This window comes from Pseudonocardia sp. (assembly GCF_050246655.1).
Classification (GTDB): domain Bacteria; phylum Actinomycetota; class Actinomycetes; order Mycobacteriales; family Pseudonocardiaceae; genus Pseudonocardia.
Window position 1 is genome coordinate 1 of record NZ_JBFWVQ010000151.1, and the last position, 11,870, is coordinate 11,870.

The following is an 11,870-nucleotide window of genomic DNA, read 5'->3' on the forward strand; positions in this document are numbered from 1 at the left end:
CCGACCTGCTCGCACGCCTCGCGCATGTAGCCGACCACCGCGGCGGTGGTGTCCTTCGTCCGCGGGTGCGGGGCCACCACGATGGCGTTGCGGCCCTTGAGCGCGAACAGCGTCTTCAGCGGCGGCGTCGCGTCGGGGCCGGTGGTCGGGATCAGCGCGGCGACGACGCCGACCGGCTTGGCGATCTTCACCAGCCCGCGTTCCGGGTCCTCCTCGACGACGCCGACCGTGCGGACCGACCGCATGTCCGCGAGCGCGCCGACCACCCGTTTCCTGATCTTGACGACCTTGTCCGCGTAGTTGCCGAAGCCGCCCTCGTCGACGGCCAGCTTCGCCAGCTCCTCGGCCCGGTCCGGGCGGGCGACCGCCCAGGCGATCGCGGTGCACAGCTCGTCGACCTCGTCCTGCGAGTAGTGCTCGATCGCGGCCTGTGCGGCGCGGGCCCTGGCCACGGTCAGGGCGACCTCGTGCCGGGCGGCCTCCTGGGGCGTCATGTCGGTCATGGCGCAAGGCTGCACCGGCAGGAGGCGCGCGAGCAGGTGGTGGCAGGGGGAAGCTGGAGCAGGTTCTCACCCCTGGAGGACAGGGCATCCGGCCACCGGCTCCGGTCGCGAGCTCGCCTGCCGCGGCGTGCGCGGCTCGATCGTCACCGGCCGCGGAGTCCGGAGGTCGCCGCCTCCTCGCCGGTCGTCGCGACCCGCGCCGAGGCGCGGGCGGCCTTCTGCGCCGCGAGCAGGAGCGGTTCGTACACGGGCGCGTAGGGCGGGGCGTAGGAGAGGTCGAGGGCCGCCACGGCATCGACGTCCAGCCCGGCCTGCAGGGCCACGGCGGCCGCGTCGATCCGCTTGGCGACGCCCTCGTCCGCGCCCACCATCTGGGCGCCGAGCAGCCGCCCGTCCCGTTCGTGCACCAGCCGGACCGAGACGGGTGCTGCGCCCGGGTAGTACTTCGCGCGGGACCGGCCCACAGCGTCGGTCGCCACCGCGGGAAGGCCCTCGGCGAGCGCCTCGGCGAGCGTGAGCCCGGTGCGGGCGACGGCGAGGTCGAACACCTTGACCACGGCGGTGCCGACCAGGCCGGGGAAGCGCGCGTCGCCGCCTGCGGCGACCGTTCCGGCGACCCGGCCGGTCTTGTTCGCCGCCGGGCCGAGCGGGACGAGGGCGGGCCGACCGAGGACGAGGTGGTGCACCGCGGCGCAGTCGCCCGCGGCGTACACGTCGGGCAGCGACGTGCGCATGCGGTCGTCGACGACCAGTCCACCGCTGCGGATCGTCGACGCGCCCGCTGCGGCGGCGAGCGTCGACTCCGCGCGCAGGCCGCTGGCGAGGACCACGATGTCCACGGCCGTCGGCTCGCCGTCGACGTCGGCACGGAGGCCCCGCGGGTCCCGGCGGAGGCCGGACACCGCGGCGCCGAGGCGCAGGTCCACGCCGTGGCGGCGGACCTCCCCGGCGACCGCCTCGGCGAGCGGCGCGTCGAGGATCGGCAGCACCTGCCGGGCCAGCTCGGCCACCACGACGTGCACCCCCCGCTCGGTCAGCGCCTCGGCCATCTCCAGGCCGATGGAGCCGGCGCCGACGACCAGCGCGCGGCGCACGCGGCCGGAGTCGAGCAGGCCCCGCAGCCGGACGGCGTCCTCGAGCCTGCGCACGGTATGCACACCGGGGTCCACGAGCCCGAGCGCGGGTGGCCGCGCCGGCGTCCCCCCGGCGGCGACCACGAGCCGGTCGTAGTGCAGCGGCGACTCGCGCCCGTCGACGCGGCAGTACACGACCCGGCGCCGCGGCTCCAGCCGGGTCGCGGTGGTGTTCAGCCGCAGGTCGATGCCGCGCCGGCTGCGGAAGTGGTCCGGTGGGTAGGCGAGCAGCGACTCCGGCTCGTCCACCACACCGGACACGTAGTAGGGCAGGCCGCACAGGCCGTAGGCGGCGTGCCCGCTCGCCTCGAGGACGACGACCTCCCGGTCGGGGTCGGTCCGCCGGGCCGCGGATGCCGCCGACATCCCGGCCGCACCTCCGCCGACGACGACCAGACGTTCACTCACCGGCGCTTCCCTCCCGACTCGCCGTCCGCGGGTCGGGCCGGCGCCGCGGTCGACGCTAGGAGCCGGTGCAGGTCGGCTCCCATGCCCTGCCGGTGCCAATACGTCAGCTGCGTTCGCACTCCCAGTGCAGAGACGCCCGCAGCCGCGATGGCTACAGTCAAGTTGATCGAAAAAGCGCAGGATCCCGGACTTCTCGGCCGTTCCGAACCCGCCGAGAGGGATTTCGTTCCGCAATGTGGCGAAGGCGTTCACGGGACGCCGCGATCGAAATCGGAGGTTGTGCCCATGGCTGTTTACACTGCGCCGAAGCGAAAAGAACTCCCCGGCCATCGCTCGTTCGTCTGGGTGAAGCCGCGCGGGAAACGGCCGACGGAGTACGAGGACCTGACCGTCGGCCAGCAGTCCACGCCCGCCCAGTACGCCTTCCAGGGCTGGCCCATCCGGTTCGACGACGGGCGTGATCCCTACACCGCCGACTCGACCGTCATACGCTCCTCCGACTGGTACGCGTTCCGGGACCCGAACCAGACCATGCAGCGCCAGTACATCGCCGGTGTCAACGAGTCGGAGAAGGCGCTCGAACGATCCTTCGCCGGAGCTCACGCGGCCGGTCTCTTCGCGTTCGCCGACGAGGGTTGGGTGCGCACCGGGCTGGCCGGGCACTACATGACGTATCCCTTCGTCGAGTACGGCCTCTTCCTGGCGCTGTGCTATGCCGAGCGGGAGGCACTGTCGGACACGGCGACCTTCCCGATCGTGTTCGAGGCGGCGGACAAGCTGCGCCACCTGCAGGACGTCGTCTACTACTCCTTCGAGCTCGCCGAGGCGTTCGAGGGCTTCGACGACTCCGACTGCCAGCGGGCGTGGAAGGAGGATCCCGTCTGGCAGGGGGCGCGCCGCGCGGTCGAGAACATCATCGCCCTCGACGACTGGATGGAGATCGTCGTGGCGACCAACCTCTGCCTCGACCGGCTCTTCGGCGAGCTGGCCAAGGTGGAGTACTTCAGCCGGTTCGCCGCGGCCAACGGCGACGTCGTGACGCCCATCATCGAGGCCTCTTCCGAGGCGGACACCGCGCGGACGCAGCGCTGGACGAGCGCGCTGATCGAGCACGTCGTCACCGATCCGACCCACGGGGCCGACAACCGGACCGTCCTCGCCGACTGGGTCGGGAAGTGGAACGGGTACGCGATCGCGGCCTGCGAGGCGTTCGCGCCCGTCTTCGAGACGGCGCCGACGAAGCCGGCCACGTTCGCCACGGCGATGGAGCACGTCCAGGCCAAGCAGGCCGCCTACCTGGAGTCGCTCGGCCTGGTCGCCGACGGCCGCGCCTGACGGAGAGGAAGACCGTGGGAACCAAAGATCTGACCCAGGTCAGGGACACCGTGGGGATCTCGCTCATCGGCAGCTCCGAGTCCGCGGCCGCGGTGGAGATGGTGCTCGACGAGATGCCGGACGCGAAGATCACCGACAACGACTGCTTCTACAAGATCGAGCGGGACGGGATTCTCCGGTTCGACATGGCGGAGCTCGCCGACCGCCTCGGCCGCGAGTACACGGTGCACGACTTTCTGGTGAACATGACGTCCTACTACGGCCGGATCGTCGTCAGTGACGGGCTGGTCGAGATCTATTCCGAGATCCTCCCCGAACGTTTCCGCGACTAGCGAGAGGCCGACGACATGGCAGTCCGGCTGGAGACGGTCCACGAGAAGAGCAAGCGCTACGACTGGGGCTTCGACTACGCGCGTCCCGACCCCAAGTACCCGACCCGCTACCTCATCCCTCCGAAGGGCAAGGACCCGTTCCGGGTGATGATGCGCGGCTACGCCGCGATGGAGACCGAGAAGGACAACCGCGTCTACGGCGGCCTCGACAGCAACGTCCGGTACCGCAACGCCAACGTCGCCGAACCGCGGTTCATGGAGGGGATGAAGTTCGCCGTCCCCGCGTTCACCGACGCCGAGTACCAGGCCGTGTGCGGTGCCGGTTTCCTGATCGCCTCGGTGAAGAACCAGGAGCTGCGGCAGGGCTACGCCGGCCAGATGCTCGACGAGGTCCGGCACACCCAGCTCGAGGTCGCGCTGCGCAAGTACTACCTGAAGAACTACCACGACCCGGCAGGCTTCGACATCGGGCAGATCGCGCTCGGCAACCACCCGGTCGGCACGCTGGCCCGGGCGTCGTTCCAGCCGTTCAACACCGGCGACCCCATCGAGGTCTCCATGTGCCTGAACGTGGTGCTGGAGACGGCCTACACCAACCCGCTGGTGGTGGCGCTCCCGCAGGTGGCGACGGTCAACGGCGACCATGCGATGCCGACGTCGTTCCTGTCCATCCAGTCCGACGAGTCCCGCCACATGGCCAACGGCTACGGCACGCTGATGTGCTGCGTCCAGGAGCCGGACAACGTGCCCTTCATGCAGGAGGCGCTCGAACGGCACTTCTGGCACCAGCACCAGTCGATGGACACCCTCGTCGGCGTCGTGTCGGAGTACTTCGCGGTCAACCGCCCGTGGGCGTACAAGGACGTGTGGGAGGAGTGGGTCGTCGACGACTTCGTCGGGTCCTACATGAGCCGGATGGGCAGCTTCGGGCTCCGGCCGCCGGACCGGCTGGGCGACGTCGCGCGCTTCGTCAACGACATGCACCACTCGGCGGCGATCGCGCTCGCCGCCATCTGGCCGCTGAACTTCTGGCGCACCGACCCGATGGGGCCCGCCGACTACGAGTGGTTCGAGAACCACTACCCGGGCTGGACCGCCCGCTACGGCGGCCTCTGGGACGCCTACCGGGCGATGAGCGACCCGTCGTCGGGCCGGCTGCTGTTGCAGGAGCTGCCCGCCCTGCCGCCGTTCTGCCAGGTCTGCCACTGCCCGTGCGTGATGCCGCGCATCGACGCGCCGGAGACCCGCATCTTCGACCACGAGGGCACGCGGTACGCGGTGTGCAGCGAGGGCTGTGAGTGGATCTTCCGGCTCAACCCGACGATCTACACGGGCTGTGCCAACTGGTGGGAGCGCTTCGACGGGATGGACCTCGCCGACGTCATCCTCGCGCTCGGCTACGTCCGTCCCGACGGGAGGACCCTGATCGGCCAGCCGCACCTGAACCCGGACCAGATGTGGACCATCGATGACATCCGCCGCATCGGCTACGAGATCAAGGACCCGCTGAAGGCGTAGCCGCGACAGGTGCCCCGGATCCCGGCAGCTCCCCGCTGCCGGGACCGGGCGCTGCGCGGGCCCGTGTGGCCCGCGGCGATCCGCTTCGACGAGCGCAGAGGACGACATGGGTAGCGCAGTCACGATCTTGCCGTTCGGTGAGACGCTCGAGGTCCGACCCGGCGAACCGATCCTGCAGGCCGTCCTGCGTCACGGCCGGTTCGTCAAGTACGGCTGCAAGCACGGCGGCTGCAGCACGTGCCGCGCGGAGGTCGTGGACGGCGACTTCCGGCTCAGCGACAACACGTCGTTCTCCCTCAGCGACGCCGACCGGCAGGCCGGCGTCGTGCTGCTGTGCTCGACCTTCGCCGAGTCGGGCGAGCTGATCGTGGACGTCTCGGCGACGATGGACGACCTGTCCGAGGAGGAGTACCTCGCAGGACAGGTCGTGCAGGAATGCACCGCCACGGTCGACCGCAACGACCCGCTGACCCACGACATCCGCTGGCTCGGGCTGCGCCTCGACGCCGCCCTGGACTTCACCGCCGGGCAGTACGTCGAGGTCGCCGTGCCCGGCAGGGCGGACACCTGGCGGTCGTTCTCGATGGCGAACGCGCCCGCCGAGGACGGTCGGGTCGACCTGATCGTCAAGGTGATCCCCGGGGGCGCGTTCTCGACGGCGCTCGACGGCGGGCTGGGTCCCGGTGACCGGCTGCGGCTGCGGGGCCCGCTGGGCCAGTTCGGGGTGCGGCTCTCGCACCGGCCGATGGTCATGGTGGCGGGCGGGTCGGGCATGGCGCCCATCCGCTCGATGCTCGCCCACCTGGTCGCGACCGGGAACCGGCGCGAGGTCGTCTTCTGCTACGGCGCTCGCACGGCGCGCGACCTGTTCCTGCTCGACGAGCTGGGCGCGCTCGCCGCCGAGCACGACTGGTTCACGTTCGTGCCTGCCCTGAGCGACGCGGCGCCGGGGGAGGACTGGACGGGGGAGACGGGGCTGGTGACCGACGTCCTGGCGCGGCGGGTGCCCTCGAACCGCGGCTGGGAGGCCTACCTGTGCGGGCCACCGCCGATGATCGACGCCGCGATCGAGGTGCTGCGGGCGGGCGGCTGCAAGGAGCGGCACATCTACTTCGACCGGTTCGTGCCGTCCGGCTGACGGATCCGGCCGATACGGCTCAGTCGGCGGGCAGCAACCCGTGGCGCATGGCGAACAGGCAGGCGGCGGCCCGGCTCGACGTGCCGATCTTGGCGAAGATGTGCTCGGTGTGGTTGCGCGCGGTCTTCGTGGTGATCACCAGCTCGGCGGCGATCTGCCTGCTGGACAGGCCGCGGGCGAGCAGCCGCAGGACCTCGACCTCGCGGGCGGTCAGACCGGCCGGGCCCTCGCGGCGCCGCGGCGTGCGGTGCCCGGCGGCGGCGAGCACCGACTCGACGGCGTCCGCGTCCAGGCGACCCGCACGCACGTCGCCTCGCAGCTCGCTCGCCGCGGTCTGCGCAGATCCCGCGGGGCGGTGCGGGCGCGGCTCGCGGATCGACTGGTAGACGTCCGCGGCGGCGAGGACGCGCGCCGGCGTCGAGATCTCCGCGCCGGACAGGCCGCGGGGGTAGCCGGAACCGTCGAGCCGTTCCCGGTACTGCACCGCGATCCGGCCGAGCGGGGCCAGCGTGGGTGACTGGGAGAGCATCCGCTCGGTGAGGTAGGGGTGCAGGCGCACGCGCTCCCACTCCCCGGCGCCCAGCGGGCCGGGTTTGTCCCAGATCGCGTTCGACACCCCGAGCCTGCCCATGCCGTGGACGAGTGCGGCGCGCCGGACCGCGGACACCTCGTCCGCCGGCAGGGCGAGCCGCGTGGCCGCGCCCTCGGCCAGCTCGGCGACGGCGCGGGCGTGGCCCGCCGTGTACGGCGACTTCAGGTCCACGAAGTCCGCGACGGCCAGCAGCGCCCGGTCGATCCCCTCACCGGTCAGCCGGTGTTGCAGGGCGGGCTCGGCATCGATCACGGTCCGCCACGTGCGGGCGGTGTCGAGGTCGGCGAGCAGCTCGTCCGCGCAGGTGGCGAGCGTGTCGGCGAGCCCGGGGTCGAACTGCGTGCCCGCCCGGTCCGTGGCGAGCGCGACCGCCGCCGCCACCCCGCCGACGCGGTGCGCCACCTCGACGTACTCGCACAGCTGGGTGATCCGCGACGCGACCGGGATCTCGGCGCCGGCCAGCATGCCCGGCCAGCCCTTGCCGTCCCACCGCTCGTAGGCGGAACCGACCGCGACCTGGACGTCGCCGTCGAGCCCGAGCTGGACGGCGAACGACCGGGCGATCTCGCTGTGCTTCTCGACCATCTGGTCCAGCTCGCGATGACCGCGGACGGCGAACTCGAGACCGACCCGCAGGCGGTGCAGGGGCGGGTTGCCGGCCCCGACGAGGCGGACGGTCGCGGCGGCGCCGGCGAGGCCGCGCATCTGGTGGGTGTACTTCGTCGCCTTCAGCGCGATGTCGTCGCCGAACCACTTCGCCTGCTCGTGCGCGTCGGAATGGCAGCCGACGTTGACCAGCAGCGCGCTGTAGTACACGACCGACCGCTCCCGGTCGTCGAGCGCGAGCCGGTCCGCGAGCCGCAGCGAGATCACGCACTGCCGCAGCACGTGCTCCATCGGCTGGTCGAAGCCGAGATCGACGCCCAGCGACAGGGCCGCGACGAGCTCGGCGAGCCGCACCTCGCCCCGCAGCGCCGCCGGATCCCCGGCCGACCCCGCCGCTCGCCCCACGGACCACCACCTCCGGCGCGCACGGATCCCGCGCCGGAGGCTACGCCGGTCGAGGGCTTCACCGCCCTCGCGCTGCGTCTTCCGGCTGTTGCGCCGCCATGAACGCCTCGATCGCCTCGTTGGTGGCCTTCATCTCCGCCGTCGGGCTGAACATCACCGTCTCCGTGCCGGCCGCGAACACCGGGACGTGTCCGGCCGTCATGTAGTAGGCGTCGCCCGGCCCGATCTCCTCGCTGCGGCCGTCGTCGTAGCGGACCGTCGCCCCGCCGACCGTCAGCACACCCCAGTGCGGGCACTGGCAGCTGCGTGTCGGGAGGCTCGCGAGGATGGGCGCCATGTCCGTCTCCTGCCTGAAGGTCAGGAAGCTGACGGTCAGGTCGGCCAGTTCCGTCTCGCGCGACGCGACCTGGTCGAAGTCCTGCAGCTCGATCTCACCGGCGGATGTGCGTGGCATCTCTCCTCCTGCGCTCGTGGTGTGATCGACGCTAGGAGCCGCCTCCGCGCGGAGCATGGGGCATCTGCCTCATCTTCGGTCCTTGCCCGGCCGGCACCTCCCGTGACGTGCGGGTCAGCCGGTCCGGCGGGACCGGCGCGTCGCCAGCCCACCGAGGCAGGCGCCGACCAGCCCGAGCACCACGGCGACGATCGCCCCGGCCAGCCCGTTGCCGGTGCCGAGGCCACCGGCGGAGTTGGCCGCGTGCACGCCCCCGACGACCATGCCGACCAGCCCGAGCACCAGGGCCATGACGGCACCGGCCCGCCGATGCGGGGGGCGGGCAAGGGCAAGCCCTCCGACGACCACGCTGGTCAGCCCCAGCAGCGCGGCCACGCTGGGCACGGTCCGCCCGGTGCCGACCTCGAACCCGGCGACGGCGACCTGCGCGACGAGCACGTGACACGTGGACATCGGGAATCCCTCCGGTAGGCGGAGGGCCATGGTGGTCGCCGGGCCGGGCCGGGCGCGTCGGGCGACGGTGGTCGATTCCGGCTGACGCCCCCGGCGTACGGTCGGCCGCTGGTGGTAGGGATCTCAACCCGGGTGGTAGTGCCGGGACACCGCGCGCGGCGGATGCGCATCCGCGGTGGCACCCGCGACCATGAGCCGTGGCCTCCGAGCCGGGATCGAGAACGGTCGACACCACTCGCGGCGCCGGGCCCCTCGTGGCCGACGTGGTGCTCGGTGCGTGCCTGGCGGTGGCGCTCCTCGGCGCCGCTCTCACGGGGGTGGCCCCCGGGGCGGTGGCGAACCCCCGCCCGCCGGACGCCGGGGCGGTCGCGCTGGCCGCGACCGTCGTCGCCGTGGTCGCGGTGCGCCGCCGCTACCCGGTCGCGGTGCTGGTCGCGCTCAACGCGGTCGCCGTCGTCTGGTTCCTGGCCGGCTATCCCGGGCTGCTGGTCACGCTGGCCCCCCTGATCGGCTGCTACACCGTCGCGGCGCGCCGGGGCTGGCGGTGGGGCCTCGCGGGCGCCGCGGCCACCGCGCTGGTCCAGATCGTCGCGATCCGGGTGGTGCTCGGCGACACGCAGACCGTCGGCGTGGTCCCGAACGCGGTGCTGCTGGCGGCGACCGCGGCGAGCGCGGGCACGGCCGTGGGCTACCACCGGGCGGTACTCGCGTCCACCCGCGCCCAGCTCGTCCGGGAGACCCGGACCCGCGAGGAGCGGGCGCGCCTGCTCGCGGCCGAGGAACGGTTGCGCATCGCCCGGGAGCTGCACGACGTCTTCGGGCACGCCATGGCCACGATCAGCGTGCAGGCCGGGGTCGGGCTGCACGTCGTCGACCGGCGCCCCGGGCAGGCCCGCGAGGCGCTCGCCGCGATCAAGAAGATCTGCGACGACGGTCTGGCCGACGTCAAGACCATTCTGGGCATCCTGCGCGCCGACGGACCCGACCAACCGCGGGCGCCTCGGGGCGGGCTCGACCGCCTCCCGGAGCTGGTCGGCGCGGCCGAGGCCGCCGGCCTGCACGTGGACCTGGCCGTCGACGGCGAGCCGCGGCCGCTACCCGCCCCGGTCGACCTGGCCGCCTACCGGATCATCCAGGAGGCGCTGACCAACGTGCTCCGCCACGCCGATGCCGGCACCGTCCGGCTGTCGCTGACGCACGAACCGTCCCGGCTGCTCATCCGGATCCGCGACGACGGGACCCCGAGCCCGGACGAGACCGGCGCGGACACCCCGTGCGGGCACGGCATCGACGGGATGCGCGAGCGCGCCCGTGCGCTCTCCGGCCGGCTCACCGCGGCGCCCCACCCGGACGGCGGCTTCGAGGTGCGCGCCGAGCTGCCCGTCCCGGGATGATGGTCGGGTGCCGGGTCACCCGACGACCGAGCTCATCCGTGAGCCCATCCGTGAGCCCATCCGTGTCCTCATCGCCGACGACGAGGCCCTCGTGCGGGGCGGGTTCCGGGTGCTCGTCGACACCGAGCCCGGCATGGTCGTGGTCGGCGAGGCAGGTGACGGCGCCACCGCGGTGGCCCTGGCCCGCGAGACCCGCCCCGACGTCGTGCTGATGGACATCAGGATGCCCGGCGTCGACGGGCTGCGCGCCACCCACGAGATCGCCGCCGATCCCGATCTCGCCGGCGTCCGCGTACTCATCCTCACCACGTTCGACCACGACGAGTACGTCGTCGAGGCGCTCGGCGCGGGGGCCGCCGGCTTCCTGGTCAAGAACACCGAACCGGCCCAGCTGCTGCGCGGCATCCGGGTGGTCGCCGGGGGCGAGGCCCTCCTGTCCCCGGGGTTGACCCGGCGGCTGATCGCCCAGCTCACCGCACGGACCCCGATCCCACGCCTCGACGCCCGCGCGCTGGCGCGCCTCACCACCCGCGAACGGCAGATCGTCGGACTCGTCGCCCACGGGCTCAGCAACGCCGAGATCGCCACGGCCCTCACCATCAGCGATGCCACCGCCAAGACCCACGTCAGCCGCGCCATGACCAAGCTCGGCGCCCGCGACCGCGCGCAGCTGGTGGCACTGGCCTACCGGCACCGGCTCGTCGAGCCACCCGACCCGTGAGTCGCCCGGTCACACGACAGTAACAATGTAAGTGGTTGATGAAGAGCCTTGTTGATGCAGCGCGTTCGCCCCTACAGTAACTCGGGAGCCAACCGAACACGGCCCGGCATGCCGGGCCGGCCCCCGGCGGGAGGGATCGCTGATGCGCACGGTCACGGAGGCCGCGCAGCTGGTCGGGGTGAGCGCGGGCACGGTGCGGCTCTGGGAGCGTCAGGGCCTGGTCAGCCCGGGCCGGGACGCGGCCGGGCGGCGCACCTACGACCAGGAGGCGATCGAGCGGCTTCGCAAGATCGCGTGGTGGCGTCGGGTCCGCGGGCTCAACGCCGCGGCCATCCGGCGGATCCTCGACGAGGAGGACTACGCCGGTCTCGGCCGGGCGGTGGCGCCCACCGGTGCCGACGGCCCGGACGACGCGCGGCCGCTGCGCCCCCGGCGCCAGCTCGCTGGCCTGACGCTGCGCGAGCTCAGCCGGCGCTCCGGGCTGAGCGTGTCGTTCCTCAGTGCGGTGGAGCGCGGCCTGAACAACCCCTCGCCCACGGCGGCGGCCCGGATCACCGCGGCGCTGCAGGACGCGGGCGCCGTCGACCTGCAGACCGAGCCCCGGCTGCACCGCCTCGGCACGGGCAAGCGGGTCGACGTCGCCCCGGGGATCACCTACGAGTGGCTGTCCGCGTTCTCCGGGCTCATGGAGCCGCAGCTCGTCACCGTCCGGTCCGGGGCGTGGAGCGAAGGCACGTACGCACACTCCGGCGAGGAGTTCCTCGTGGTGCTCGCCGGCCGGCTGGACATGACGTTGAACGGCGTCACGGAGACGCTCACCACCCGGGACAGCCTGCAGTTCGACAGCCACGTGCCGCACTCGTGGGGCAACCCCGGAG

Annotated in this window: 12 protein-coding genes; 7 read left to right on the plus strand and 5 right to left on the minus strand. The window is 72.7% G+C overall.

Annotation, left to right across the window (positions count from 1 at the left end):
- Together AB7J25_RS27935 and AB7J25_RS27940 are read right to left on the minus strand one after the other, a co-directional pair.
- A partial coding sequence (locus tag AB7J25_RS27935) for an aldehyde dehydrogenase family protein (protein WP_428513867.1) occupies window positions 1-503 on the minus strand: 503 nt, incomplete at its 3' end.
- A gap of 143 nt (window positions 504-646) precedes the next feature.
- Complete coding sequence (locus AB7J25_RS27940) at window positions 647-2,044, minus strand: FAD-dependent oxidoreductase (RefSeq protein WP_428513869.1); 1,398 nt, start codon at window positions 2,042-2,044, stop codon at window positions 647-649.
- 285 nt (window positions 2,045-2,329) lie between these two features.
- On the opposite strand from AB7J25_RS27940, the gene AB7J25_RS27945 reads away from it, so the two are divergent.
- From AB7J25_RS27945 to AB7J25_RS27960, 4 genes are all read left to right on the plus strand, one after another.
- Window positions 2,330-3,379: an aromatic/alkene monooxygenase hydroxylase subunit beta gene (locus tag AB7J25_RS27945; protein WP_428513871.1), complete on the plus strand. Its 1,050-nt coding sequence runs from the start codon at window positions 2,330-2,332 to the stop codon at window positions 3,377-3,379.
- A 14-nt stretch (window positions 3,380-3,393) separates the two neighbouring features.
- Window positions 3,394-3,711 (plus strand): MmoB/DmpM family protein, encoded by a 318-nt coding sequence (locus AB7J25_RS27950; protein ID WP_428513873.1) that lies wholly within the window; start codon window positions 3,394-3,396, stop codon window positions 3,709-3,711.
- Between the two features lie 15 nt (window positions 3,712-3,726).
- On the plus strand, window positions 3,727-5,229 hold the full coding sequence (locus tag AB7J25_RS27955) for an aromatic/alkene/methane monooxygenase hydroxylase/oxygenase subunit alpha (protein ID WP_428513875.1): 1,503 nt from the start codon (window positions 3,727-3,729) through the stop codon (window positions 5,227-5,229).
- A 106-nt stretch (window positions 5,230-5,335) separates the two neighbouring features.
- Window positions 5,336-6,367 carry an FAD-binding oxidoreductase gene (locus tag AB7J25_RS27960; protein WP_428513877.1) on the plus strand — a complete coding sequence of 344 codons (1,032 nt, stop codon included), beginning with the start codon at window positions 5,336-5,338 and terminating at the stop codon, window positions 6,365-6,367.
- Between the two features lie 19 nt (window positions 6,368-6,386).
- Here the strand turns inward: AB7J25_RS27960 and AB7J25_RS27965 are convergent, their stop codons facing one another.
- The 3 genes from AB7J25_RS27965 to AB7J25_RS27975 form a co-directional block, all read right to left on the minus strand.
- Window positions 6,387-7,970: an HD domain-containing phosphohydrolase gene (locus tag AB7J25_RS27965; RefSeq protein WP_428513878.1), complete on the minus strand. Its 1,584-nt coding sequence runs from the start codon at window positions 7,968-7,970 to the stop codon at window positions 6,387-6,389.
- 58 nt (window positions 7,971-8,028) lie between these two features.
- The gene (locus tag AB7J25_RS27970) at window positions 8,029-8,424 is read right to left on the minus strand and encodes a hypothetical protein (RefSeq protein WP_428513880.1); all 396 of its coding nucleotides are present in this window, start codon (window positions 8,422-8,424) and stop codon (window positions 8,029-8,031) included.
- Window positions 8,425-8,538: 114 nt separating this feature from the next.
- Entirely contained in the window at window positions 8,539-8,877 is a 339-nt protein-coding gene (locus tag AB7J25_RS27975) for a DUF6223 family protein (RefSeq protein WP_428513882.1), read from the minus strand.
- Window positions 8,878-9,074: 197 nt separating this feature from the next.
- On the opposite strand from AB7J25_RS27975, the gene AB7J25_RS27980 reads away from it, so the two are divergent.
- From AB7J25_RS27980 to AB7J25_RS27990, 3 genes are all read left to right on the plus strand, one after another.
- Entirely contained in the window at window positions 9,075-10,271 is a 1,197-nt protein-coding gene (locus tag AB7J25_RS27980) for a sensor histidine kinase (RefSeq protein ID WP_428513884.1), read from the plus strand.
- A 7-nt stretch (window positions 10,272-10,278) separates the two neighbouring features.
- On the plus strand, window positions 10,279-10,992 hold the full coding sequence (locus AB7J25_RS27985; protein ID WP_428513886.1) for a response regulator: 714 nt from the start codon (window positions 10,279-10,281) through the stop codon (window positions 10,990-10,992).
- A 142-nt stretch (window positions 10,993-11,134) separates the two neighbouring features.
- Window positions 11,135-11,870 (plus strand): MerR family transcriptional regulator (locus tag AB7J25_RS27990; protein ID WP_428513888.1); only part of this gene is annotated, 736 nt, incomplete at its 3' end.

What these genes read in the sequence shown, in the direction of transcription:
- AB7J25_RS27945 (WP_428513871.1), top strand. Translation starts at nt 2,330, where the DNA reads ATGGCTGTTTACACTGCGCCGAAGCGAAAAGAACTCCCCGGCCATCGC.
- AB7J25_RS27955 (WP_428513875.1), top strand. Translation starts at nt 3,727, where the DNA reads ATGGCAGTCCGGCTGGAGACGGTCCACGAGAAGAGCAAGCGCTACGAC.
- AB7J25_RS27970 (WP_428513880.1), bottom strand. Translation starts at nt 8,424, where the DNA reads ATGCCACGCACATCCGCCGGTGAGATCGAGCTGCAGGACTTCGACCAG.
- AB7J25_RS27975 (WP_428513882.1), bottom strand. Translation starts at nt 8,877, where the DNA reads ATGTCCACGTGTCACGTGCTCGTCGCGCAGGTCGCCGTCGCCGGGTTC.
- AB7J25_RS27960 (WP_428513877.1), top strand. Translation starts at nt 5,336, where the DNA reads ATGGGTAGCGCAGTCACGATCTTGCCGTTCGGTGAGACGCTCGAGGTC.